The organism is Caenispirillum salinarum, assembly GCF_044803115.1.
Taxonomy (GTDB): Bacteria; Pseudomonadota; Alphaproteobacteria; order Rhodospirillales; family Rhodospirillaceae; genus Caenispirillum; species Caenispirillum salinarum_A.
On sequence record NZ_CP085224.1, the window covers coordinates 2,281,509 to 2,303,241 of the forward strand.

Consider the following 21,733-nt stretch of genomic DNA (forward strand, 5'->3'; position numbering starts at 1 on the left):
CATGGCGACCCAGATCCTGATGCCGGCGCTGTCGCCCACCATGACGGAGGGCAAGCTGGCGAAATGGTTGAAGAAGGAAGGTGACACGGTCGAGAGCGGCGACATCATCGCCGAGATCGAGACCGACAAGGCCACCATGGAGTTCGAGGCGGTCGACGAGGGCACCATCGGCAAGATCCTCGTCGACGAAGGCACCGAGGGCGTCCAGGTCAATCAGCCCATCGCCATCCTGCTGGAGGAAGGCGAGGACGAAAGCGCGATCGAAAGCGCCGAGGCCCCGGCCGGCGCCGGTGGCGGCGAGGCCAGGCTGGAGGCCCCGCAGCCCGAAAGCCCGCCCAAGCCCGCCATGGAGGGTGCCGCGGCGACCCCGGCCCCCGCCGAGGCCGCCACGCCGTCCGCTCCGTCGGGGCAGGCGAGCACGGGCAAGGGCGGCGGCCGCATCTTCGCAAGCCCGCTCGCCAAGCGCATGGCCAAGGACGCCGGGCTTGACCTGGGCCAGATCAAGGGCACCGGCCCCAAGGGCCGCATCGTGAAGGCCGACATCGAAAAGGCCAAGGCCGAGGGTGTCGGCAAGGCCGCCGCTCCCGCCGCCAAGAAGGAGGGGGCCGTCGCGGCCGCGCCGCAGGCGCCGGGTGCCGCCAAGGCCGCCGCCTCGGCGACGCCGGAGCAGGTCGCCATGGGCCGGCCGTACCGGCTGGAGCCCAACTCGGGCATGCGCAAGACCATCGCCAAGCGCCTGAGCGAATCCAAGCAGACCGTCCCCCACTTCTACCTGACGGTGGACCTGGAGATCGACGAGCTGCTGGACCTGCGCAAGCGCCTGAACGCCAAGGCGGACGGCGACTACAAGCTGTCGGTCAACGACCTTATCATCAAGGCCGTCGCCGCCGCCCTGAAGAAGGTGCCGGCCGCCAACGCCACCTGGACCGACGAGGGCATCCTCTACTGGGAGGACATCGACGTCTCGGTGGCTGTGGCGACCGAGGGCGGGCTGATCACGCCCATCATCAAGAAGGCCGACCAGAAGGGCCTGGCGACCATCTCCAACGACATGAAGGACCTCGCCAAGCGCGCCCGCGACGGCAAGCTCAAGCCCGAGGAATACCAGGGCGGCGGGTTCTCCATCTCGAACCTGGGCATGTTCGGCATCCGCGAGTTCTCGGCCATCATCAACCCGCCGCAGGGCTGCATCCTGGCCGTGGGCACCGGCGAGCAGCGCCCCATCGTCAAGGACGGCGCGCTGACCATCGCCACCATGATGACCTGCACGCTGTCGGTCGACCATCGCGTGGTCGACGGCGCGGTGGGCGCGGAATTCCTGGCCGCCTTCAAGGCGATCGTCCAGGACCCGCTGTCCATCATGCTGTAACCGCGACCACGCGACGAAGGAGACCATCGACATGGCTGAGAACACGTTCGATCTCGTGGTCGTCGGGGCGGGCCCCGGCGGCTACGTCGCCGCCATCCGGGCCGCCCAGCTGGGCATGAAGACGGCCATCGTGGAGCGCGAGCACCTGGGGGGCATCTGCCTCAACTGGGGCTGCATCCCGACCAAGGCGCTGCTGCGCACCGCCGACATCTACCGCACCTTCAAGCACGCCAAGGACTTCGGCCTGAAGGCGGGCGATATCGGCTTTGACCTGGATGCCGTGGTGAAGCGCTCGCGCGGCGTGGCGAACCAACTGTCCAGCGGCGTGAAGCACCTTCTGAAGAAGAACAAGGTGCAGGTCTTCGACGGCCACGGCCAGTTGGCCGGCGAGGGCAAGGTGAAGGTGGAGAAGGACGGCAAGGCCGTCGCCGACATCTCCGCCAAGCACATCATCCTGGCGACCGGCGCGCGCGCCAAGACCTTCCCCGGCCTGGAGGCTGACGGCGAGTTGGTGTGGACCTACAGGCACGCGCTCGTGCCCAACACCATGCCGAAAAAGCTGCTGGTCGTCGGCTCGGGTGCCATCGGCATCGAGTTCGCGAGCTTCTTCTCCACCATGGGCGCCGAGGTGACCGTGGTGGAGCTGCTGGACCGCATCACCCCGGCGGAAGACCCGGAAATCTCGGCGTTCCTGGAAAAGGCGCTGAAGAAGGACGGGCTCAAGATTAAGACCAAAACCAAGGTAGCCGAGCTGAAGAAGGGCAAGGGCGAGGTCACCGCCGTCCTGGACGAGAACGGCAAGAAATCCGAAATCACCGTCGACCGCGTCATCATGGCCGTCGGCATCCAGCCCAACGTGGAAAACATCGGCCTCGACAAGGTGAAGGTGGAGCAGGACAAGGCCGGCTTCCTGCAGGTGGACGGCTATTGCCGCACCGGCACGCCGGGCGTCTACGCCATCGGCGACTTGGTGCAGGGGCCGTGGCTCGCCCACAAGGCCAGCCACGAGGCCATCGTCTGCGTGGAGAAGATCGCGGGGATGGAGGGCGTGCACCCCATCAACCGCGAGCACATCCCCGCCTGCACCTACTGCCACCCGCAGGTGGCGTCCGTCGGCCTGACCGAAGCGAAAGCGAAGGAGAAGGGCCACGACGTCAAGGTTGGCCGCTTCCCCTTCGTCGGCAACGGCAAGGCCATCGCCCTGGGCGAGCCGGACGGCCTTGTGAAGACCGTCTTCGACGCCAAGACCGGCGAACTGCTGGGCGCGCACATGGTGGGCGCCGAGGTGACGGAGCTGATCCAGGGCTACTCCATCGCCAAGACGCTGGAAACGACGGAGGAGGAGTTGATGCACACCATCTTCCCGCATCCGACGTTGTCCGAGATGATGCACGAGTCCGTGCTTGACGCCTATGGCAAGGCGATCCATTTCTAAGGGCATCATGACCGACGAGCCGACCACCACCGCCCCCGCTTCCCCGACGTCGTCCGACGGCGGCGCCGAGACCTCGACTCCGGCCAACCGGACCTCGGGATATCAGCGCAAGCCGGACTGGATTCGCGTCAAGGCGCCGACCTCCAAGGAGTATGGCGAGACCCGCCAGCTCATGCGGCGGCTGTCGCTCAACACGGTGTGCGAGGAAGCGGCCTGCCCCAACATCGGCGAGTGCTGGAAGAACCGGCACGCGACGGTGATGATCATGGGCGACACCTGCACGCGGGCCTGCCGGTTCTGCAACATCAAGACCGGCATGCCGAACCGCCTGGACCCCGACGAGCCGCGCAACGTGGCAGAGGCCGTGGGCGAGATGCACCTGCGGCATGTGGTTATCACGTCGGTCGACCGCGACGACCTGGAAGACGGCGGGGCGGCGCATTTCGTGAAGGTGATCGAGGCCGTGCGGGAGCACGCGCCGGGCACCACCATCGAAATCCTCACGCCCGACTTCCGCAACAAGGAAGGCGCCATCAAGCGCGTGGCGGAGGCCCGGCCCGACGTTTTCAACCACAACCTGGAGACCGTGCCGCGCCTCTACCCGTCCATCCGGCCGGGCGCGCGCTACTTCGGCTCCCTGCGTCTGCTGGAGATGGCGAAGGACACCGCGCCCGACATCTTCACCAAGTCGGGCATCATGGTGGGCCTGGGCGAGACGAAGGAAGAGGTCTTCCAGGTGATGGACGACCTGCGCTCGGCCAAGGTGGACTTCATCACCATCGGCCAGTACCTGCAGCCGACGCCCAAGCATGCGCCGGTGGACCGTTTCGTCACGCCGGCGGAGTTCGAGGACTACGCCCGCATGGCCCGCGCCAAGGGCTTCCTGATGGTCTCGGCGACGCCGCTGACGCGCTCCTCCTACCACGCCGACCGCGACTACGAGCAGCTGAAGGCCGCGCGCATGAAGGCGCTTGGCCAGGCCGCCCCGGCGGCGGAGTAGGGCGCCCATGCCGACACACGCCGAGAAACGCTTCCTGCCGTACACGCCCCAAGAGCTTTACGCCCTTGTGGCGGACGTCGAGAAGTATCCGGAATTCCTGCCGTGGTGCCTGGCGGCGCGCATCAAACGCCGCGAGGGCCACGTTTTCTGGGCGGACCTGGTCATCGGCTTCAAGATGGTGCGCGAACGCTTCACCAGCCGCGTCGCCCTGTCGCCGGAGCAGTGCCGCATCGACGTGACCTACACGGAAGGCCCGTTCAAGTACCTGAACAACCATTGGGCGTTCCTGGAAAGCGACGGCGGCTGCACCATCGACTTCTACGTCGACTTCGAGTTCCGCTCTGCCTTCCTGCAGAAAATCATCGGCGCCCTGTTCTCGGAAGCTGTGGCCCGCATGGTCGCGGCGTTCGAAAAGCGCGCCCAGCAGCTCTACGGCCCGCGCGAGGGCAAGAGTAGGATTCTCGAAAAGGGCGGCACGATCCGCTGAGAGCGCAGTGCTCCCACGCTCCCGATGAGCGGGGGTGGCGTGGGGGGCGGCGCATGGTGTGCGTCGGGCCCCAGGCGGCAGCCCAGGCGCGCAACACTCAAGCGGCTCAGTCTCCGCCGTGGGGCCGATCCGTCCGCAATTCCTCCAGCACCATGCGCAGCGCCGCCTTGATGCTCTGCTTGCGGACCGCCGTGCGGTCGCCGTCGAAGTGGTGGCGCTTCGCATAGGCTTCCTTGCCTTCGCGCGCGAGGCCGATCCAGACCGTCCCGACCGGCTTGTCCTCAGACCCGCCGCCGGGCCCGGCGACTCCGGTCACCGATACAGCGACGCCCACGTGCGCCCGCTCCCGCGCCCCGGCGGCCATGGCTTCCGCGACCGGCTCGCTGACGGCGCCGTGCGCCTCGATCATGCCGGCGGGAACGCCGAGCATCTCGGTCTTGGCTTCGTTGGAATAGGTGATGAAGCCCCGGTCCATAACACCCGACGACCCGGCGATGGCGGTCAGACAGCCGGCGATCAGGCCGCCGGTGCAGCTTTCGGCCGTCGCCAGGTGCGTGCGGGCGACGACGCAGGCATCCAGCACCGCTGTCGCCAGGTCCATGAGGGATTTGTCAAGCAGTTCGCCGGGATGACTCATGGGGGAATCCTGTCAGGGCAAGGCTTTAGAGTAGGAACGTGAGAACAAGATAGAGGGCTGCCGTGCTGTAGGCGCCGGCCAGCAGGTCGTCGACCATGACGCCGAATCCGCCGCCGACGTGACGGTCCGCCCAGCTGACGGGCCACGGCTTGGTCATGTCGAAGATGCGGAACAGCACAAAGCCGATCACATAGGGCCAGAAGGCGACCGGCGCGACGGAAAGGGTCAGCCATTGCGCCGCCACCTCGTCGATGACGATGAGCCCCGGGTCCTTCACGCCCGCTCGCTTGCAATACACGTCCGATGCCCAGACACCGATGGCGAAGACCAGCAGCGCGGCGGGCACAAGCATCCAGGGCGCGCCGAACCATGCGATGGCGGCGGCGAAGGGCAGGGCGGCCAGCGAGCCGGCCGTGCCCGGCATCACCGGCGACAGACCGGCGCCGAACCAGGTGACCACGAGGGTCAGCCACAGCGGCTGGGGCGGCCGGCGATGCCGGGTCGGGTCCCGCGCGTGCAAGGGATCGAACGTGGTGGACATCGCTTCCTTCGGACTGAGCGCGGGGCGGTTTTTCTTGCACCGTTCCTGAAACGACGGATAAAGTACCCGCGCCTTGAGAAAAGGCGGCGCTACCATGCCGCATCCGGACGGTCAGGTCGAGGGTCTGGCCGGATGTTTGCGGGGACTGCCCGGTGCGTCGCTGAAAGAATGAACAGGGCGAGGGGGTACCGGGGAAGCGTTTCTGTTCGTGACCCGTCGGTGCCGGTGATGACCACCGTCACGGACAGGCCCGGCACGGCGTGACAATGTCGTGGTGCGGCACACCCCTTCAAGGCCGGTGAGAGAGTCGCAACAGGAAGCCCATGTCGCAATTCGATCCGCAAGAGCGCAATGTCTCCAAAGCGCGCCTCACGCTGCGTCGCTGGTTCCCAGAACGCCAGATCATCGTTCGCTCGGGCGAACGGGTTCGATCCCTCAAGCTGTCTTCCGCCAGTCAGGTGGCCGTTTTCGCCGCCGGACTGGCCGTGGGCGGCTGGATGGCGTTTTCGTCGGCCATGTTCGTCGGGCACGAGCAGATCATTTCCGCGAAGAACGAGGAAGTGGACCGCGTGCGTTCGGCCTACAAGGGCCTGCTGGCGCAGGTCTCGGTCTACAAGGAGCGAATCGCCGGCATCACCGACAGCCTGGAGCGCAACCACGCGCACATCCTCTCGCTGGTGGACCAGAACCTCACTCTCGACACCCGCCTTGAGAGCATGGAGCGCGAACTGGCGTCCACGGCGCAGGAGCGCGACGCCATCGAGCGCAAGAGCGCCGACCTTGCGGGCCAGATCAAGAAGCTGAAGAGCGAGATCGTCACCGCCGCCTCGGTGGGCGGGGACGGCGAGGGTGCGCCGCCCGTCGCTTTGGCCGCCATGGACGCCTCGGACCTTGTCGAGGAGATGGGAGCGGTGGAAATCCGCCGCGCCCGCGCGTCCCGCGAGCGCGATGCCCTGCGCGAGGAACTGGAGCGCCTGGAAGCCGATCTGGGCCAAGCCGAGCGCGGCGGCGACATCATCGAGACGGACCTCGACAGCATCGAGGTGGAACTGCGCCGCGTCGTCCTGCAGCGCGACCTTGCGACGGCCCAGCGCGAAGCCATGCGCAAGCGCGTCGACGCGCTGGAGAAGACCATCGCGGGCATGGAGCGATCGCAGATCGAACTGTTCACGCGCTTCACCGATCTCGCCGGCGACAAGATTGCTGAAGTGGAGACCGCGCTGTCGTCCACCGGCATCGACCTGGACGCGCTGATCACCAAGACCCAGAAACGCTTCGGCACCGGCGGTCCCTTCGTGCCCAGTGTTCCCGATGGCGAAGAGGCCGATCCGCTCAAGCAGAGCATGAACGACGCCCACCTGAAGCTGGATCGCCTTGACGTTCTGCGCAGGTTGACCTCGACCATGCCGCTGGCCGAGCCCATGAAGCCGGGCTACCGCATCAGCTCCACCTTCGGGCGCCGCTCGGACCCCATCAACGGGCGGGCCGCCATGCACGAGGGGCTGGACATGGTGAGTCACTACAAGTCTCCCATTGTCGCGCCGGGCCCCGGAAAGGTTGTTTACGCCGGCTGGCGCGGTCGTTATGGTCGTTTGGTCGAGATTGACCATGGCAACGGCCTGCGCACCCGCTACGGCCACATGGCCAAGGTCCTGGTCAAGAAGGGCCAGATGGTCGAGACGGGCACGGAAATCGGCCTGCTGGGCAACAGCGGCCGGTCCACCGGCGCCCACCTTCACTACGAGGTGCTTGTCAACGGCGAGCCCCACGATCCCATGTTGTTCATCAAGGCCGGCAGCGATGTTTTCAAAGGCTAAGACCCCGCCCGCCCACTACGGGCGGATCGATACGGCCCCGACGAAGTCGGTGCCCTCCATCATCAGCGCCGACCTGTCGATCACCGGCGACCTTGTCAGCCAGGGCGAGATCCAGGTCGACGGAACCATCGAGGGCGACATCGAGTGCCGCTCGCTGGTCATCGGCATCAACGGCAGCGTGACCGGAGAGGTCACCGCCGACGACGTGCGCATCCACGGTTCCGTTTCGGGGCAGGTTCGCGCCAAGTCGGTCTACCTGGCGTCGACCTCGCACATGGTGGGCGACATCATCCACGAAAGCCTCGCCATCGAGCCGGGCGCCTTCATGGAAGGCCACTGCCGCCGCCTCCAGGACGTCAGCACCACCACCGCCAACCTGCGGCTGGCTGATGACGGCAAGGAGAAGAAGGACGAGGACAAGGAGCCTGCCAAGATCGCATGATCGCTCGCGGCGGGTTCGGAATGAAAGAAGCGAGGGCGTTGACCGCTCTCGCTTTTTTTGTGCTTTGGCTGGCGGTGGTGCTGCGAGGCCGCGAAGACACGAAGTACACGAAGCAGACGCGCTGACGGCGGTGCGGCGGTGCGGCGGCGCCAGTGGGCTGATTCTGTTGTTGTTCCACCAAGGTACCAATGCCTTCCGGCTGAGCCGGAATGAAATGCGAGGGAGGCACGGCCTCCCTCGCGCTCCCGCGTCGCGTGGGGACGAGGGCCCGGCGGCAGCCACCGAACCCGCCCCTTAAACGAACCAGGAGCGCGAGGAGCCGCGCTCCTCGCAAGAACCCATCACGGGCAGCGCGAAGCAGACGGCGCAAAGCGGCCCCCGATGATCCGCGTTCTCCCGGTTGCTTGGTGTCTTGGTGACCTGGTGGGTCAAGAACGACCGTCAGCCAATGAAGCGGCGCCGCCCGACACCAGAACCCGCCTCACCAGTATCGCATCGCGTCGCGGAACAGGTCCGCCAGATCGTCCTCTGTCACCGGCTTTGGGGCCTGGGCGAGCAGGCGCTGCTGCGGCCATGCACTGTTCACAAGAGCCGGGATGTCGTTGTCGGTGTAGCCGATTTCGGTCAGGCCGTTGGGCAGGCCCGTCCTGCGCATCATGTCGGCGAGCCGTGTCGCCAGGACGTCGCCGGCTTCGTCCGGGGCGGCGTCGGTGACGTCGGCGCCGAGCGCCGCGGCGGCGGTCAGGTGGCGATCGGGGCAGGCGTCGGCGGTGAAGCGGAAGGCCGCGGGGGCGTTGACCACCACGGAAATGCCGTGCGGCACCATGCCGCCCTCGCGCTCATAGCCCTTGGCGCGGAACTCGTGGTTCAGGCCGGCGACGGCGTAGCTCATGGCGTGGGGAATGTGCACGCCGGCGTTGCCGAAGCTCATGCCCGCCAGGGTGGCGGCGAAGGTGAGGAAGTCGTGTGCCTCGGTGTCGTTGGGGTCCAGGGCGGCGCGCTCCAGATAGGTGCCGCCGAGGCGGATGGCTTCCAGCGCTCCGCCGTCGCTCCACGGATTCGCGCCCTGGTATGGCGGACGGGCGAGCGGAGTCGCGGGTTTTTCACGGGAGTTGAATGGTCGTGCAGTGTAGCTTTCGATAGCGTGCGTGAGGACGTCGAAGCCCGTCGCCGCCACCACTCCGGCGGGTAGGGAATAGGTCGCGGTCGGGTCCACCACGGCCAGCCGCGGCTTCAATAGCTTATTGGAGATACCGGTTTTCAGCTGGCGCTCCGGCAGGTCGAAGATCGCAACGCCCGTGGTTTCGCTGCCCGTGCCGCTGGTGGTGGGGCAGGCGATGTGGGGCTTCAGCGGCCCCGGCACCGGCTTGGCCGCGCCAACGGGCGCGTTGACATAGGCCAGCAGCTCGTCGGGCCAGGTGCTCAGCAGGTTGGCGGCCTTGGCCGTGTCCATGACGGACCCGCCACCGACAGAGACGAATCCGTCGACGCCCGCTTCCTGCGCCCAGGCGGCGGCTTCGGCAAAAGAACGGTCGGTGGGCTCCACCCGAACCGTGTCGTAGAGCAGCACCTCCATTCCTGCGTCCTGCAGCGCCTTGCGCGCCGTTGCGACGCATTCCAGGGCGCCGACCGTTCGATCCGTGAACAGGGCGACGCGCGTCATGCCCATGGCCTTGGCGTCGTCGCCAATCTCGGCCAGCGCCCCATGGCCGTACTTCAGCGGCACGGGGTCGACGGTGAAGATCGTCTCTTGGTTGGACGGCATCGCGTGCGTCGCGGACATGGATAAAACCTCCCGAGTGGTACTTTAGGGCATGTTTTCGCTTAGTGTCTTGCGCGTTGGCCCCTTCGTCAAAGACAATTCGTTCAGGTACCCGAGTCGACCGGGGGGAATTTTCATCAGCGTTTCGGCTGCGGCAAATCCGCCCCGAACGGGTGGGTTATGTCCATGAGGAAAACCTAATACTCTAGGCGCCGCGCGGATGTGGGAGGCATCCGCTTCGGCAACCCCGCTTGCGTTGTGCGCTGCGAAACGCCATGGTGGGGTCATACCGGAGCAGGCGTGGCACAGACAATAGAGGGGATAAACCGGATGAAAATCGCCATACCGAAGGAGCGGCGCGAAGGGGAACTTCGCGTGGGCGCTTCGCCGGACACGGTGAAAAAGCTGGTTGGCCTGGGCTTCGACGTGGTGGTCGAAACCGGCGCCGGTGAGGGCGCGGCCTTCACCGATGACGCGTTCAAGGACGCCGGCGCGACCATCGGCGGTTCCGCCGCCGACACGGTGAAGGACGCCGACGTCATCCTGAAGGTGCAGCGCCCGCTGGTGCGCGGCGAGGGTGGCGACGAACTTGCCAACTACAAGGAAGGCGCGGTCCTGGTCTGCCAGATGCATGCGCTGACCCAGCGCAAGTGCGTCGAGGCGCTCGCCAAGAAGAAGATCACCGCGTTTGCCATGGAACTGATGCCGCGGATCACGCGCGCCCAGTCCATGGACATTCTCAGCTCGCAGAACAACCTGGCGGGCTACAAGGCCGTGATCGACGGCGCGTCCACCTTCAACCGCGCCATGCCCATGATGATGACGGCCGCCGGCACCGTCCCGCCGGCCCGCGTGCTGATCTTCGGCGCCGGCGTCGCCGGCCTGCAGGCCGTCGCCACCGCCAAGCGCCTGGGCGCGGTCGTCTTCGCCACCGACGTGCGCCCGGCCACCAAGGAGCAGGTGCAGTCGCTCGGCGGCAAGTTCGTCGTGGTCGACGAGGAGATGGAGAAGGAAGCCGAGACGGCCACCGGCTACGCCAAGGAAATGCCGCCGGAATACTTCGAGAAGCAGAAGAAGATTATCGGTGAGCACTTGACCAAGGCCGACATGGTCATCACCACCGCGCTGATCCCGGGCAAGAAGGCGCCCACGCTGATCACCGAGGAGCAGGTGAAGACCATGAAGCCGGGGTCGGTCATCGTCGACCTGGCGGCCGAGACGGGCGGCAACTGCGAAGCGACCGAGCCCGACAAGGTCGTCACCAAGCACGGCGTCATCATCATCGGCCACACCAACATGGCCTCGCGCGTCGCCTCCGACGCCAGCATGATGTTCGCCAAGAACCTGTTCAACTTCGTGACGCCGCATGTCGACAAGGAGTCGAAGGCGCTGAAGATCAACTGGGACGACGAGCTTATCAAGGGCACCTGCGTGACCCGCGACGGCGAGATCGTCCACCCCATGCTGAAGGATCAGGCCGCGGCGACACCCGAGCCCAAGCCCGAACCGAAGGCGGATGAAACGCCCGCCGAGGACAAGGACAAGAGCGAGGGAGGCGCGTGATGGCAAACCAGGACGTGATTGAACAGGGCGCCAACGCCCTGGCCGACCAGGCCGAAACCATGGCCGCCACCGCGCGCGCCCTGGCCGAGGCGGCGTCGCGAGTTACCGCCGACGCCGCCACGCAGGCGGCGAGCGGCCCCAGCGAATTCTATTGGCTTCTGACTGTCTTCGTGCTGGCCGTCTTCGTCGGCTACTACGTGGTCTGGCGCGTGACCCCGGCGTTGCACTCGCCGCTGATGGCGGTGACCAACGCCATTTCCTCGGTCATCATCGTCGGTGCCATTCTGGCGGCCGGCCCCGACTTGTTCTCCGGCTCCAAGGTTCTCGGCTTCATCGCCGTGATTCTGGCGAGCGTGAACATCTTCGGCGGCTTCATGGTCACCCAGCGGATGCTGTCCATGTTCAAGAAGAAGCAGAAGTAAGGGGGACCGCGCACTATGGCAGTCGAAAGCTTCACGATCCTCGCCTATCTGGTGGCGTCGGTCCTGTTCATCCTGGCGCTGCGGGGGCTCTCGGGTCCCGAAACCGCCCGCCGGGGCAACCTCTACGGCATGGTCGGCATGGCCATCGCCATCATCACCACGCTGATGTCGCCGGTGGTGACGTCCTATGTGTGGATCATTCTCGGCATCATCATCGGCGGCGCCATCGGCACCGTCATCGCCCTGCGCATCCAGATGACGGCCCTGCCGCAGCTGGTGGCGGCGTTCCACTCGCTGGTCGGCCTTGCCGCCGTGCTGGTGGCCGCGGCGGCGCTGTTCAACCCCGAGGCCTATGGCATCGGCACGCCGGGCGAAATCGGCGCCGGCTCGCTGATCGAGATGTCCATCGGCACGGCGGTGGGTGCGATCACCTTCACTGGCTCGCTTGTGGCGTTTGCCAAGCTTCAGGGGCTGGTCTCCGGCAAGCCGCTGGTGTTCGCCATGCAGCACCCGCTGAACGGCGCGCTCGGCATCCTGCTGGTGGTGCTGGTGGCCTTCTTCGCGGCCTCGGGCAGCGAGGCGGCGTTCTTCCTCATCATCATCCTGGCGCTGGCGTTGGGCTTCCTGCTGATCCTGCCCATCGGCGGCGCGGACATGCCCGTGATCGTCTCCATGCTGAACAGCTACTCGGGCTGGGCGGCGGCCGGCATCGGCTTCACGCTGGGCAACTCGACGCTGGTCATCACCGGCGCGCTGGTCGGCTCCTCGGGCGCGATCCTGTCCTACATCATGTGCAAGGGCATGAACCGCTCCATCTTCAACGTGGTGCTGGGCGGCTTCGGCGGTGACAGCGACGCGGCGGCGGCGGCCGGTGGCGCCGGCGGCGACCGCGCGGTGAAGGCGGGTTCCGCCGACGACGCGGCCTTCATCATGAAGAACGCTAGCAAGGTGATCATCGTGCCGGGCTACGGCATGGCCGTGGCGCAGGCGCAGCACGCGGTGCGTGAAATGGCCGACATGCTCAAGGAAGAGGGCGTGGACGTGAAATACGCCATCCACCCCGTCGCCGGCCGCATGCCGGGCCACATGAACGTGCTGCTGGCCGAGGCCAACGTGCCCTATGACGAGGTCTTCGAGCTGGAGGAGATCAACCACGAGTTCACCACGGCCGACGTCGCCTATGTCATCGGCGCCAACGACGTGACGAACCCTGTGGCGAAGACGGATCCGCAGAGCCCCATCTACGGCATGCCCATTCTGGATGTGGAGAAGGCCAAGACGGTGCTGTTCGTCAAGCGCTCCATGTCGGCCGGCTACGCCGGCGTCGACAACGAGCTGTTCTTCCGCGACAACACCATGATGCTCTTCGGCGACGCCAAGAAGATGACCGAGGAGATCGTCGGGTCCTTGTGACCCTTTTCATGACAGTATCCGATTGGGGCGGGCCACCTGGCCCGCCCCTTTCGCGTTCCAGGGGAAACGCTTGTGAATTCCGGCGCCCGCACTATGCGAGCGCCGGTCTCGGGGAGGTACCATGGCACAGGACGTCGACTGGGAACGGCTGTACCGCGAAACGCGGCACCGCATCGGGAACACCATGCAGATGCTGCTCAGCCTGTTGCGCCTGCAAATCCGCCAGGGCGGCGACGATGCGTCGCCGCAGACGCTGCAGCGCCTGGAGGTGCGCATGTCGGCGGCGGCCGCCGCCTATGCGCTGGCCCGCGTGGTGCCGGACGATGCCGAGGGCGGGCGCGTGGTGGTGGACTTCCATGCGCTGATAGCGGACATGGCCGAGGAAGCGCACCGCCAGGTGGAGCCGGACATGGCCCCGTCTCTGGAGATGCGGCTCGAGCCTGTCGAGGTGTCGCTGGAGGACGCCATCCCGCTCGCCATCGCCGCCATGGAGGTCCTGGTCAACGCGGTGGAACACGGCGGGCCGCCGATCGCGGTGGTCCTGGGGCCGGGACCCGAGGCAGGGTGGACGAGACTGGTGGTGCAGGACGGCGGCACGGGGGTACCGGCCGCCAATCTGCGCAAGGACGGCATCGGCCTGCGCATTTCGGAAAGTCTCATGCGGCAGGTGCAGGGGCGCCTCGTGCTTGATGAAGGACCGGTGCGCCTGGAGTGGCCACATCACTAGCCGCAAGGCACGAACCGAAAAGGCCCGAGCGCCGGTGCGCCCGGGCCTGGGCGATAGCCCTTACGCTTTCGCCGATGCCTTTTCGCGGATGCCGCTCAGCGTTTCGCGCGGCGTGATGGCTTCGGGGTCGATCCGCACCTCGATCAGCGCCGGCTTGCCGCTGGCCTCGGCGCGCTCGAATGCCGGGGCGAAGTCCTCGGTCTTTTCCACCAACTCGGCATGGCAGCCGTAGGCCTTCGCAAGCATGACGAAGTCCGGGTTCACCAGATCGGTGGCCGAGATGCGGCCGGGATAGGCGCGCTCCTGGTGCATGCGGATGGTGCCGTACATGCCGTTGTTCACCACGATGGTGATGAACGGCAGCCCGAACTGCACCGCCGTGCCCAGTTCCTGCCCGTTCATCTGGAAGCAGCCGTCGCCGGCGAAGGCGACCACGGTGCGCTCGGGGTTCGCGGCCTTCACCGCGACCGCCGCCGGCACGCCATAGCCCATGGTGCCGTTGGTCGGTGCGGCCTGCGTGCGGAAGCCGCGGTAGCGGTGGAACCGGTGGACCCAGACGGAATAGTTGCCGGCGCCGTTGCACATCACGGCGTCCTTGGGCAGGTGGCCGCGCAGCCATGCCATGATCGTGCCCATCTGAACGGCGCCCGGCGTCGTTACGGGAGCGGGGTCGTTCCATGCCTCATAATCAGCGCGGGCAGCCTTGGCCCAATCCTCGCGGGCGGCGTAATTCACCGGCTTCACACTGCTGGCGGCGTGGGCGAAGCTTTCCATGCCGCAGTTGATCGCGAGGTCCGGCTGGAAGACGCGGCCCAGTTCCTCGGCGCCCGGATGCACGTGCACCAGGTGCTGCGGCAGCTTTGGCGGCTTGAGCATTTCGTAGCCGCCGGTGGTCATCTCGCCGAGCCGCGCGCCCACCACGATGAGCAGGTCGCTGGCCTTGATGCGCTCGGCCAGTGCCGGATTGATGCCGATGCCGACGTCGCCGGCGTACAGCGGGTGGTCGTTGTCGAACAGGTGCTGCGTGCGGAAGGAGCAGCCGACCGGCAGGTTCTGGCGCTCGGCGAACTGCTGGATGTCCTTCACCGCCTTCGGCGTCCAGCCGCCGCCGCCCAGGATCATGAAGGGGCGCTTGGCGTGGGACAACTCGTCGCGCAGGTCCATGAGGTCGGCCGACGAGATATGCGGCTGAACCGGCGTGCGGAAGGGAGCCACCTCGGGCGCCTCCACCACATCGCGCAGCATGTCCTCGGGCAGGGCGAGCACCACGGGGCCGGGACGGCCGGCCGTCGCCGTGTGGAAGGCGCGGCTGACGAATTCGGGGATGCGGCGCGCGTCGTCGATCTGCGCCACCCACTTGGTCATCTCGCCATACATGCGGCGGTAGTCGATTTCCTGGAACGCCTCGCGCTCCATCTGGTCGCGTGCCACCTGGCCGACGAACAGGATCATGGGCGTCGAATCCTGGAAGGCCGTGTGCACGCCGATGGAGGCGTTGGTGGCGCCCGGTCCGCGCGTGACGAAGCAGATGCCCGGCCGGCCGGTCATCTTCCCGTGGGCCTCGGCCATGAAGGCGGCGCCGCCCTCCTGGCGCGCGGTGATCACCCGCACGGTGGCGTCGTGCAGGGCGTCCAGCACGGCAAGATAGCTTTCGCCGGGAACGCAATAGGCGGTATCGACGCCGTGGCGCACCAGTTCGTCAACCAGGATGCGGCCACCGGACCGGGGAGTGTTGGCTGCGGACATGAGAAGCGTGCTCGCTTTTTCTTGTTGTGTGGCAGGGGATTATGGGCGGGTCCTGGCAAACGCCGGCAGGGCGTTGCAGCGGTTCGCCAGGGCGTGAAGGACGGGCAAGTCGCCGTCCGCCACAAGGCCGGGGCGGACGGTGTTGACGAAATCCAGAGTCACCGTTGCCGTGACGTCGGCCTGCGTGAGGCGATCGCCGACCAGCCAGCCGCTGCCGCCGTCGGCGGCCACGCGGGCGGCCTTTTCCAGTTCCGAGAGGCCGGCGCGCACCTGCTCGTCGCCGCGTGCGGCATAGGCAGGCCAGCGCACCTCCTCCGGCCGGCGGGTTTCCTCGTAGTAGGCCTGGACCGCCTTGTCCATGGCTCCGGTCGCAAAGGCGCACAGCCGCATGACAGCGCGGCGGGCCGGGCCGGCGGCGGGGGTGAGGCGCAGGCCGGGGCCGGCCATCTCGTCCAGGTGGTCGAGGATCGCGGCCGACTCGATCAGCACCTCGCCGTCCGGCAACTCCAGCGCCGGAACGCGGCCGAGGGGATTGTAGCCCTTGATTGCTTCCACATCGGTGGCCGTCGCCAGTTCGCGGCGTTCAAAGGGCATTTCCAGCAAATCCAGGCTCACGGCGACCCGGCGGGTGTAGGGCGACAGGTTGCGGCCGACGAGGATCACGACGCATTCCTCCTGCGTTCGGAGATAGGATGCCAATGACTGCGCAAAACCGTAACGCGCTGCGAGGGCTTTCGAAAAGGGCCGTTGCGGCGCGTGTCTCGGGGCGGTTACAAGGGCCGCCCGAGCCCGGAGAGAACGCATGGACAGCCGATTGAAGACCCGCCTGCGCGTGCAGGCCATCATTCGCCAGTGCGAAACGCGCGCGGTGCCGGCGATGGTGGTGCGCAAGGGCGATCCCGATGCAGGAGCGCTGCTGGTGAAGGTGAACGCCTTCGACGCCGGCTGTACCGTGCTGACGCCGGTCACCGACGCCGGCGGGCGGCGCGGCTGGATGCGGGGTACCGGGCCGCAGCCCGTCGACGAACCGACGGCCGACGCCTACATCGAGCGCCAGGCACGCTATGACGAGGACCTGTGGGTGGTAGAGATCGAAAGCCGCGACGGCTGGCACCCGCTTGAGGACGACATCCTGGCCCTGTAGCGCGCCGGACCGTCAGGCCGACGTCGCCCTGTTTGCGGCCTTCGCGAGGTAAGGGGCGTATTTCATGTCATCGCCCAGGATATGGCGCACCAGCCAGTCCGACAGGAAATCAAACACCTTAACGTTGTTCAGCGACTCGGGATTGGCACGGAAGGTATCGCGCAACTGGTAGACCTTGGCCTTGAGGGCCTCGTGCTTCTCGTGATGGGCGGCACGGTCGGGGAAGCGGGCCAGCTTTTGCAACTGTTCCTCAACTTCGAAATGGTACTCGGTGTAGGCAATCAGCTCGTCCAGGATGCGGCCCACGGTTTCGGCCCCGGCGCGGGTCTTCACCGCGGCGTGAAGCTCGTTGACGAAACCCATGAGCTTTTTGTGGTCGGCGTCCAGCGTCTCCACGCCGACGCTCATCTTGTCCGTCCAGGTCAGCAGCGACTGCACCATGCGTATGCCCATCCCCCTTTTCGATCGGGTCTTCATAGCACTCCGAGCGCCCCTGGGAAAAGAACCTTCGCGCACAGTTGGCGGCACCCAGGGTGCGCTGCGAGACGTGAGGCGTGACAGCCGACTAATTCAACCGTAAAACATTTGGCGAGACAGAATCGCCGATCAAGGTGGTTGAAAAGATAAGGGGATTCCATGCGTGTCGTTCTGGCCGATGACCACGAGTTGGTCCGATCCGGGCTGAGACCTTTCCTTGAGGAACTTGCCGACTCGGTGGAGGTCGAGGAGCACGGCGACCTTGACGGCCTTCTGGCCGGCGCGGCGGCGGCGGATCTGGTCATCATGGATCTGCGCATGCCGGGCGTCGAAGGCGCGGCCTGCCTGACCCGCGTCACGAAGGCCTTCGCTCCTGCGCCGGTGGTGGTTCTCTCGGCCTCCCAGGCGGTGGACGACATCCTGGCCGTGGCGCGGGCGGGCCTTGCGGCCTACCTGCCCAAGACCATGCCCGGACCAGCCATGGTGGCCGCACTGCGCCTGGTGCTTCTGGGCGAGCGGTACTTCCCCGCGAGCGCCTTCGAGGCGGCCGGCGGCTCCGGCGACAGCATCCTGCTCAGGGAGGCTCCGGCGCGGAAGCCCAATCCCCTGGGGCTGCTGTCGGCGCGCGAGCGCGAAATCCTGGAGCACATGATCGAGGGCGAGACGAACAAGGCCATCGCCAAAAGCCTTACGCTGCAAGAAATCACCGTGAAGGTGCACCTTCGCAACATCTATCGCAAGATGGGTGCCGCCAACCGCACGCAGGCGGTGCGCATCGCCCTGGAGAACGGCTGGCAGCTCTGAGGCGGGGGCGTTGCCGATGGAGCGCAAGACTCCCGGGTCATTTCGACTAATCGAGAATGGTGCGGTGCAAAAAAGGCTTTACAGCGGGGTGCCGGGGAGTCATATTTTGCATCGCAGCAAGGGGGTGACGCGCCCTGCGCTCCGCCCCCGGCTGCTTCTTGGACGTTTCCTCCCTAGACTTGGGCCGTGCCTCGTGCACGGCCTTTTTTTTGTTTATTTATAGGGGAGTGGCGGCGTGGCGAGACCAGCTTTGCATCCTGTCCGGAGTCCTGGAACCACCTCTGGTGGCGATGGTCTCGTCAGTGCTGGTGTTCGGGCGGCGCCAGAAGAATCAGTTCCACCCGATCGTTACCGTCAACGTAGGCGTCGTGGCCCGGAGGTATCTCGAAAAAGTCGCCCGGAACGATGCGCGTCTCCACACCGCTGCCGACCATGCGGACCACGAGCCGTCCGCCAATGCAGTAACCCGTGTGGTGCATCGGGCATGTCGCCGGTGAGCCGTAAGCGGGGCTTGTTGCCCACACTGATCAGCCGTTGACGGCGGCCTCCCAATTCCAGGGGAGGAGCTCGTCCAGCCGGCATGCGGGGAAGTCCGTGACGATCGTCTCGATGACGCTCTTCAGATAGGCGAAGGGCTCGACGTCGTTCAGCTTCGCCGTCTCGATGAGGGACGCGACGATGGCCCAGTGGTCGCCGCCGCCGTCGGAACCGGCGAATAGCGAATTTTTCCTGACCAGAGTCACTGGCCTGATGCAACGTTCGACGGCATTGGTGTCCATCTCGACACGGCCGTCGTCGAGGAAGACGCAGAGGCCGTCCCAGTGGTTGACGGCGTAGCGCAGGATCTCGGCGAGCGGCGCCTTGCCGGACACGCGGGCGAGCTGGGCGTCGATCCAGGTCCGCATGCTCTCCACCAGGGGGCGGGTCCGAGCGGCCCGTTTGGCTTGGCGCTCCTCCGCCGCCTGACCGCGGATCTCGCTCTCGATGCGGTACAGTTCGGCGATCCGGCGCAGGGCTTCCTCGGCCACCGGCGAGCCCTGCTTCACATGAAGCTCGTAGAACTTGCGCCGCAGGTGGCTCCAACAGAAGGCGAGCGTGATCGGCAGCGGCAAGGCGGCGCCGGCCTTCGCCGTGACGAGGCTCTTGTAGGCACCATAGCCGTCCACCTGGAGGATGCCGGCGAAACCGCCGAGGTGATCGCGCGCGTGGTCCGCGCCCCGGCCGACGGCATAGACATAGGCGACCGCCGGCGGATCGCCGCCGCCCCAGGGCCGGTCGTCCCGGGCGTAGGCCCAGAGCTGCGCCGTCTTGGTCCTGCCGCGCCCCGGGTCGAGCACCGGCAGGCGCGTCTCGTCGGCGTAGAGCTTGGCCGACGACAGCAGGTGCAGCCGCAGCCGGTCGTACAGCGGCTTCAGCCACCAGCATGCGTGGCCGACCCAGCCGGCCAGCACCGAGCGGTCGATCTCGATGCCCTGGCGGGCCAGGATACGGGCCTGGCGATAGAGCGGCAGGCCGTCGGCGTACTTGCCGATCAGCACCTGGGCGACCAGGGCCTCCGTCGGCAGGCCGCAGGCCACGACATGCTCGGGCGCCGGCGCCTGCACCACGCCGGTCTCGCAAGCCCGGCAGCCGTAGCGCGGACGCCGGGTGACGAGGATGCGGTACTGCACCGGCACGACGTCGAGCCGCCGGCTGACGTCCTCGCCGATCACGTGCCGCTCGCCGTTGCAGCAGGGGCAGACCTTGTCCTCGGGCGCGACGTCGATGACGCGCTCGATCTCGGGCAGGGTCTTGGGCAGCGATGCCCGCTCGTCACCCGTCCGCCGGCGGCGCCGCTCCACCGGCGCGGCCGCATCCATCTCGGCATGGACGGCGGCGATGCTCTGCTCCAGGTCCTCGAAGGAGAGCGCCAACTGGTCGGGGTCGAGCTTCTCGGAGCGCCGGCCGAACATCAGCCGCTTCAACTGCGCCAGAAGGTGTTCGAGTCGGTCGGCGCGGTCCTTTTCGACGTCGCGTTCAGCCGTCGCCGCGTCCCGCTCCTCGGCCAAAGCCAGAACCAGCCGACGCAGGTCGGCGGCATCGGTCGGCAGGGTGTCGAGGTCGAGCGGCATGGCCGGATTTTACCCGCTCCGGAGGCGCCGGGCCAGCCGGAAACCGGCTCAACAGGCGGCTTCCGGCGTTTCCACGGGCCGCCGCCGCACGCGCGACCAGTCGAGCCCTTCGAGCAGCATCGCCATCTGTGCCGGCGACACCGTGACGACGCCGTTACGCACCGGCGGCCACGTGAAGCGGCCGGTCTCCAGCCGCTTGTAGAACAGGCACAGGCCGCTGCCGTCCCACGCCAGGATCTTGACCCTGTCCAGCCGCTTCGAGCGGAAAACGAAGAGGTCGCCGCAGAAGGGATCGCGCCGCAGGGCTTCCTGCACGACCGCCGCCAGACCGTCGTGTCCTTTGCGGAAATCCACCGGCTGCGTGCAGAGCACCACCTTCACGCCCGTCGGCGGCGCGATCACCGCGGCCTCCGCAGGGCGCCGATGACGGCGACCGCCAGGGCGGGATCGACGTCGCCCGACAGCACGGCATGCCCGCCATCGACCACGACGTCGATGCGACCCGGCCGCCGTGCATCGGGCTGCGGCGGACGCGCCTCCAGTTTCGGAGCTTCGACCACCATCTCGGCGAACGGATCGCCGGCTGCGACCGCGGTTCCCTTGGCGATGCCGGCATCCCGTCGCCACACCGTCAGCAGGCCGCGGTTCACCCCGTACCGCCTCGCCACGTCCGAGATGCAGGCGCCCGGTTTCGCGCTCGCTGCCACGATCTCCGCTTTCTCATCCGCCGTCCACCGTCGGCGCTGCCGGCGGCCAGTGATGACCTCCACCCGCTGATAAGGCCTGGCTTCATCTCTGTCTCCAAGCCAGGCATCAAGTCTGTCGTCATCCATCGTGGCCGCACCTCGCTCGCCTCGGAAAGCGATCACGATGCGGCAGAGCTCGCTTCGTCAACAGGTGGGGGAGGAGCCCCGCTTACGGTGAGCCGAGCAGCGGCTTTTCGTCGGCCTCCCATGTCCAGCCGGGCTCGAACACGGCGCGCATCCCCATGTTGCCACCGGCCATTCTGACGATGGCAATGCCGCCGTGCTCCTTCATGTCGTAACCGTCTTTTGACGGCTGCCTTGGCGTCGGCGTCCCGATAGTGCTGACTTCGTCGATCTTGGAGTGGATCGACCGAAGGAGCGAGTTGCTTATGGCCTACGATGGTAGTCAGCCTCCGGCGCGGCGGCGGTCATGGCCGCGGGCGGACAAGGAGCGGATGGTCAGAGAGGTTGCGGAGAGCGGCCTCCCGGTGGCCGAGGTGGCGCGGCGGAACGGCGTTCATCCCAGCGTCCTCGGACGCTGGTGCCGGAAGGCGGCTCCGACTGCACCCGGCTTTCTGCCCGTCCAGGTGACGGAACCGGAAGAAGTGGCGGCTCCCGCGCCCGAAGACCCGTCTTCGGTCGAGATCGTGCTCACCAACGGGCGCCGCCTGATCGTGCCGGCCACCATCGCGCCACCCCGGTTGCGGACGCTGGTCGCGGCCCTGGAGGGGGCATGATCGCCGTTCCGCCGGGCGTGCGTGTCTACCTGGCGCTCGGCCGGACCGACATGCGAAAGGGCATGCCCGGCCTCGCCATGCTGGTGCAGGAGGTCCTGAAGAAGGACCCGTTCTCGGGGCACCTGTTCGTCTTCCGCGGGCGGCGTGGCGACCTGGTCAAGATCCTCGCCTGGGACGGCCAGGGCTTCTGCCTGTTCACCAAGCGGCTGGAGAAGGGACGCTTCGTCTGGCCCTCGGCGGAGGGCGGCGTGGCGGCGCTGACGCCGGCCCAGTTGAGCATGCTGATCGAGGGCATCGACTGGCGCATGCCGACGCGGACATGGCGGCCGGAGACAGCCGGCTGACGAGCCCCG

At 67.1% G+C, this 21,733-nt stretch carries 25 protein-coding genes; 14 read left to right on the forward strand and 11 right to left on the reverse strand.

The window, feature by feature from the left end; translation table 11 throughout:
* The first annotated feature begins 1 nt into the window (after position 1).
* Genes LG334_RS10425 through LG334_RS10440 form a run of 4 tightly spaced genes read left to right on the forward strand, consistent with a single transcriptional unit; the run spans position 2 to position 4,291 of the window.
* On the forward strand, positions 2 to 1,369 hold the full coding sequence (locus LG334_RS10425) for a pyruvate dehydrogenase complex dihydrolipoamide acetyltransferase (protein ID WP_404385843.1): 1,368 nt from the start codon (positions 2 to 4) through the stop codon (positions 1,367 to 1,369).
* Between the two features lie 31 nt (positions 1,370 to 1,400).
* Complete coding sequence (gene lpdA / locus LG334_RS10430) at positions 1,401 to 2,804, forward strand: dihydrolipoyl dehydrogenase (protein ID WP_404385845.1); 1,404 nt, start codon at positions 1,401 to 1,403, stop codon at positions 2,802 to 2,804.
* A 7-nt stretch (positions 2,805 to 2,811) separates the two neighbouring features.
* On the forward strand, positions 2,812 to 3,804 hold the full coding sequence (gene lipA / locus LG334_RS10435; RefSeq protein ID WP_404385847.1) for a lipoyl synthase: 993 nt from the start codon (positions 2,812 to 2,814) through the stop codon (positions 3,802 to 3,804).
* 7 nt (positions 3,805 to 3,811) lie between these two features.
* Positions 3,812 to 4,291 carry a type II toxin-antitoxin system RatA family toxin gene (locus LG334_RS10440; protein ID WP_404385849.1) on the forward strand — a complete coding sequence of 160 codons (480 nt, stop codon included), beginning with the start codon at positions 3,812 to 3,814 and terminating at the stop codon, positions 4,289 to 4,291.
* Between the two features lie 106 nt (positions 4,292 to 4,397).
* Here the strand turns inward: LG334_RS10440 and LG334_RS10445 are convergent, their stop codons facing one another.
* Complete coding sequence (locus LG334_RS10445; protein ID WP_404385851.1) at positions 4,398 to 4,928, reverse strand: CinA family protein; 531 nt, start codon at positions 4,926 to 4,928, stop codon at positions 4,398 to 4,400.
* A 25-nt stretch (positions 4,929 to 4,953) separates the two neighbouring features.
* On the reverse strand, positions 4,954 to 5,469 hold the full coding sequence (locus tag LG334_RS10450; protein ID WP_404385853.1) for a phosphatidylglycerophosphatase A: 516 nt from the start codon (positions 5,467 to 5,469) through the stop codon (positions 4,954 to 4,956).
* 323 nt (positions 5,470 to 5,792) lie between these two features.
* Between LG334_RS10450 and LG334_RS10455 the strand changes: the two genes are divergently transcribed.
* A complete protein-coding gene (locus tag LG334_RS10455; RefSeq protein WP_404385855.1) occupies positions 5,793 to 7,286 on the forward strand; it encodes a peptidoglycan DD-metalloendopeptidase family protein in 1,494 nt (497 codons plus the stop codon).
* Positions 7,270 to 7,728, forward strand: coding sequence for a polymer-forming cytoskeletal protein (locus tag LG334_RS10460; protein ID WP_404385857.1), 459 nt, complete (start codon positions 7,270 to 7,272; stop codon positions 7,726 to 7,728). Before LG334_RS10455 ends, LG334_RS10460 begins: the two co-directional genes overlap by 17 nt.
* A gap of 481 nt (positions 7,729 to 8,209) precedes the next feature.
* On the opposite strand, the gene LG334_RS10465 is transcribed toward LG334_RS10460, so the two are convergent.
* Positions 8,210 to 9,511: a hydroxyacid-oxoacid transhydrogenase gene (locus LG334_RS10465; protein ID WP_404385859.1), complete on the reverse strand. Its 1,302-nt coding sequence runs from the start codon at positions 9,509 to 9,511 to the stop codon at positions 8,210 to 8,212.
* A 309-nt stretch (positions 9,512 to 9,820) separates the two neighbouring features.
* On the opposite strand from LG334_RS10465, the gene LG334_RS10470 reads away from it, so the two are divergent.
* From LG334_RS10470 to LG334_RS10485, 4 genes are all read left to right on the forward strand, one after another.
* Positions 9,821 to 11,053, forward strand: a complete 1,233-nt coding sequence (locus LG334_RS10470) for a Re/Si-specific NAD(P)(+) transhydrogenase subunit alpha (protein WP_404385861.1) — start codon at positions 9,821 to 9,823, stop codon at positions 11,051 to 11,053.
* Complete coding sequence (locus LG334_RS10475) at positions 11,053 to 11,475, forward strand: NAD(P) transhydrogenase subunit alpha (protein WP_404385863.1); 423 nt, start codon at positions 11,053 to 11,055, stop codon at positions 11,473 to 11,475. The genes LG334_RS10470 and LG334_RS10475 overlap by 1 nt, the downstream gene beginning before the upstream one ends.
* Before the next feature lie 15 nt (positions 11,476 to 11,490).
* A complete protein-coding gene (locus LG334_RS10480; protein ID WP_404385865.1) occupies positions 11,491 to 12,888 on the forward strand; it encodes an NAD(P)(+) transhydrogenase (Re/Si-specific) subunit beta in 1,398 nt (465 codons plus the stop codon).
* A 121-nt stretch (positions 12,889 to 13,009) separates the two neighbouring features.
* Entirely contained in the window at positions 13,010 to 13,615 is a 606-nt protein-coding gene (locus LG334_RS10485; RefSeq protein WP_404385867.1) for a histidine kinase dimerization/phosphoacceptor domain -containing protein, read from the forward strand.
* A 60-nt stretch (positions 13,616 to 13,675) separates the two neighbouring features.
* Here the strand turns inward: LG334_RS10485 and LG334_RS10490 are convergent, their stop codons facing one another.
* Together LG334_RS10490 and LG334_RS10495 are read right to left on the reverse strand one after the other, a co-directional pair.
* Positions 13,676 to 15,361: a thiamine pyrophosphate-binding protein gene (locus tag LG334_RS10490; protein WP_404385869.1), complete on the reverse strand. Its 1,686-nt coding sequence runs from the start codon at positions 15,359 to 15,361 to the stop codon at positions 13,676 to 13,678.
* A gap of 39 nt (positions 15,362 to 15,400) precedes the next feature.
* A complete protein-coding gene (locus tag LG334_RS10495) occupies positions 15,401 to 16,024 on the reverse strand; it encodes a glutathione S-transferase family protein (RefSeq protein ID WP_404385871.1) in 624 nt (207 codons plus the stop codon).
* Positions 16,025 to 16,163: 139 nt separating this feature from the next.
* Between LG334_RS10495 and LG334_RS10500 the strand changes: the two genes are divergently transcribed.
* Entirely contained in the window at positions 16,164 to 16,505 is a 342-nt protein-coding gene (locus LG334_RS10500) for a DUF1491 family protein (protein WP_404385873.1), read from the forward strand.
* A 12-nt stretch (positions 16,506 to 16,517) separates the two neighbouring features.
* Here the strand turns inward: LG334_RS10500 and LG334_RS10505 are convergent, their stop codons facing one another.
* Positions 16,518 to 16,946 carry a bacteriohemerythrin gene (locus LG334_RS10505; RefSeq protein WP_404385875.1) on the reverse strand — a complete coding sequence of 143 codons (429 nt, stop codon included), beginning with the start codon at positions 16,944 to 16,946 and terminating at the stop codon, positions 16,518 to 16,520.
* A gap of 195 nt (positions 16,947 to 17,141) precedes the next feature.
* Here LG334_RS10505 and LG334_RS10510 point away from each other — a divergent pair, with 195 nt between their 5' ends.
* Positions 17,142 to 17,786: a LuxR C-terminal-related transcriptional regulator gene (locus LG334_RS10510; RefSeq protein ID WP_404385877.1), complete on the forward strand. Its 645-nt coding sequence runs from the start codon at positions 17,142 to 17,144 to the stop codon at positions 17,784 to 17,786.
* Between the two features lie 299 nt (positions 17,787 to 18,085).
* Here LG334_RS10510 and LG334_RS10515 read toward each other — a convergent pair whose 3' ends face one another.
* The 5 genes from LG334_RS10515 to LG334_RS10535 all read right to left on the reverse strand — a co-directional run bounded on the left by LG334_RS10515 (position 18,086) and on the right by LG334_RS10535 (position 20,935).
* Entirely contained in the window at positions 18,086 to 18,265 is a 180-nt protein-coding gene (locus LG334_RS10515) for a hypothetical protein (RefSeq protein ID WP_404385879.1), read from the reverse strand.
* Between the two features lie 48 nt (positions 18,266 to 18,313).
* Positions 18,314 to 19,897, reverse strand: coding sequence for an IS66 family transposase (gene tnpC / locus LG334_RS10520; protein WP_404379661.1), 1,584 nt, complete (start codon positions 19,895 to 19,897; stop codon positions 18,314 to 18,316).
* Positions 19,898 to 19,945: 48 nt separating this feature from the next.
* Positions 19,946 to 20,299 (reverse strand): IS66 family insertion sequence element accessory protein TnpB, encoded by a 354-nt coding sequence (tnpB, locus tag LG334_RS10525; protein WP_404379660.1) that lies wholly within the window; start codon positions 20,297 to 20,299, stop codon positions 19,946 to 19,948.
* Positions 20,296 to 20,730, reverse strand: coding sequence for an IS66-like element accessory protein TnpA (tnpA, locus tag LG334_RS10530; protein WP_404379658.1), 435 nt, complete (start codon positions 20,728 to 20,730; stop codon positions 20,296 to 20,298). The genes tnpB (LG334_RS10525) and tnpA (LG334_RS10530) overlap by 4 nt, the downstream gene beginning before the upstream one ends.
* Positions 20,731 to 20,812: 82 nt before the next feature.
* On the reverse strand, positions 20,813 to 20,935 hold the full coding sequence (locus LG334_RS10535) for a hypothetical protein (protein WP_404385881.1): 123 nt from the start codon (positions 20,933 to 20,935) through the stop codon (positions 20,813 to 20,815).
* 163 nt (positions 20,936 to 21,098) lie between these two features.
* Here LG334_RS10535 and tnpA (LG334_RS10540) point away from each other — a divergent pair, with 163 nt between their 5' ends.
* Together tnpA (LG334_RS10540) and tnpB (LG334_RS10545) are read left to right on the forward strand one after the other, a co-directional pair.
* On the forward strand, positions 21,099 to 21,380 hold the full coding sequence (tnpA, locus tag LG334_RS10540; RefSeq protein ID WP_404385883.1) for an IS66 family insertion sequence element accessory protein TnpA: 282 nt from the start codon (positions 21,099 to 21,101) through the stop codon (positions 21,378 to 21,380).
* Positions 21,377 to 21,724 (forward strand): IS66 family insertion sequence element accessory protein TnpB, encoded by a 348-nt coding sequence (tnpB, locus tag LG334_RS10545; RefSeq protein ID WP_404379667.1) that lies wholly within the window; start codon positions 21,377 to 21,379, stop codon positions 21,722 to 21,724. Before tnpA (LG334_RS10540) ends, tnpB (LG334_RS10545) begins: the two co-directional genes overlap by 4 nt.
* Positions 21,725 to 21,733: the final 9 nt, after the last annotated feature.

What these genes read in the sequence shown, in the direction of transcription:
- LG334_RS10515 (WP_404385879.1), bottom strand. Translation starts at nt 18,265, where the DNA reads ATGCACCACACGGGTTACTGCATTGGCGGACGGCTCGTGGTCCGCATG.
- LG334_RS10440 (WP_404385849.1), top strand. Translation starts at nt 3,812, where the DNA reads ATGCCGACACACGCCGAGAAACGCTTCCTGCCGTACACGCCCCAAGAG.
- tnpB (WP_404379667.1), top strand. Translation starts at nt 21,377, where the DNA reads ATGATCGCCGTTCCGCCGGGCGTGCGTGTCTACCTGGCGCTCGGCCGG.
- LG334_RS10455 (WP_404385855.1), top strand. Translation starts at nt 5,793, where the DNA reads ATGTCGCAATTCGATCCGCAAGAGCGCAATGTCTCCAAAGCGCGCCTC.
- LG334_RS10500 (WP_404385873.1), top strand. Translation starts at nt 16,164, where the DNA reads ATGGACAGCCGATTGAAGACCCGCCTGCGCGTGCAGGCCATCATTCGC.
- tnpA (WP_404385883.1), top strand. Translation starts at nt 21,099, where the DNA reads ATGGTCAGAGAGGTTGCGGAGAGCGGCCTCCCGGTGGCCGAGGTGGCG.
- LG334_RS10445 (WP_404385851.1), bottom strand. Translation starts at nt 4,928, where the DNA reads ATGAGTCATCCCGGCGAACTGCTTGACAAATCCCTCATGGACCTGGCG.
- LG334_RS10490 (WP_404385869.1), bottom strand. Translation starts at nt 15,361, where the DNA reads ATGTCCGCAGCCAACACTCCCCGGTCCGGTGGCCGCATCCTGGTTGAC.
- LG334_RS10510 (WP_404385877.1), top strand. Translation starts at nt 17,142, where the DNA reads ATGCGTGTCGTTCTGGCCGATGACCACGAGTTGGTCCGATCCGGGCTG.
- LG334_RS10505 (WP_404385875.1), bottom strand. Translation starts at nt 16,946, where the DNA reads ATGGTGCAGTCGCTGCTGACCTGGACGGACAAGATGAGCGTCGGCGTG.
- LG334_RS10460 (WP_404385857.1), top strand. Translation starts at nt 7,270, where the DNA reads ATGTTTTCAAAGGCTAAGACCCCGCCCGCCCACTACGGGCGGATCGAT.
- LG334_RS10450 (WP_404385853.1), bottom strand. Translation starts at nt 5,469, where the DNA reads ATGTCCACCACGTTCGATCCCTTGCACGCGCGGGACCCGACCCGGCAT.
- LG334_RS10425 (WP_404385843.1), top strand. Translation starts at nt 2, where the DNA reads ATGGCGACCCAGATCCTGATGCCGGCGCTGTCGCCCACCATGACGGAG.
- LG334_RS10475 (WP_404385863.1), top strand. Translation starts at nt 11,053, where the DNA reads ATGGCAAACCAGGACGTGATTGAACAGGGCGCCAACGCCCTGGCCGAC.
- LG334_RS10480 (WP_404385865.1), top strand. Translation starts at nt 11,491, where the DNA reads ATGGCAGTCGAAAGCTTCACGATCCTCGCCTATCTGGTGGCGTCGGTC.
- LG334_RS10485 (WP_404385867.1), top strand. Translation starts at nt 13,010, where the DNA reads ATGGCACAGGACGTCGACTGGGAACGGCTGTACCGCGAAACGCGGCAC.
- lipA (WP_404385847.1), top strand. Translation starts at nt 2,812, where the DNA reads ATGACCGACGAGCCGACCACCACCGCCCCCGCTTCCCCGACGTCGTCC.
- LG334_RS10465 (WP_404385859.1), bottom strand. Translation starts at nt 9,511, where the DNA reads ATGTCCGCGACGCACGCGATGCCGTCCAACCAAGAGACGATCTTCACC.
- tnpC (WP_404379661.1), bottom strand. Translation starts at nt 19,897, where the DNA reads ATGCCGCTCGACCTCGACACCCTGCCGACCGATGCCGCCGACCTGCGT.
- LG334_RS10470 (WP_404385861.1), top strand. Translation starts at nt 9,821, where the DNA reads ATGAAAATCGCCATACCGAAGGAGCGGCGCGAAGGGGAACTTCGCGTG.
- LG334_RS10535 (WP_404385881.1), bottom strand. Translation starts at nt 20,935, where the DNA reads ATGAAGGAGCACGGCGGCATTGCCATCGTCAGAATGGCCGGTGGCAAC.
- lpdA (WP_404385845.1), top strand. Translation starts at nt 1,401, where the DNA reads ATGGCTGAGAACACGTTCGATCTCGTGGTCGTCGGGGCGGGCCCCGGC.
- tnpA (WP_404379658.1), bottom strand. Translation starts at nt 20,730, where the DNA reads ATGGATGACGACAGACTTGATGCCTGGCTTGGAGACAGAGATGAAGCC.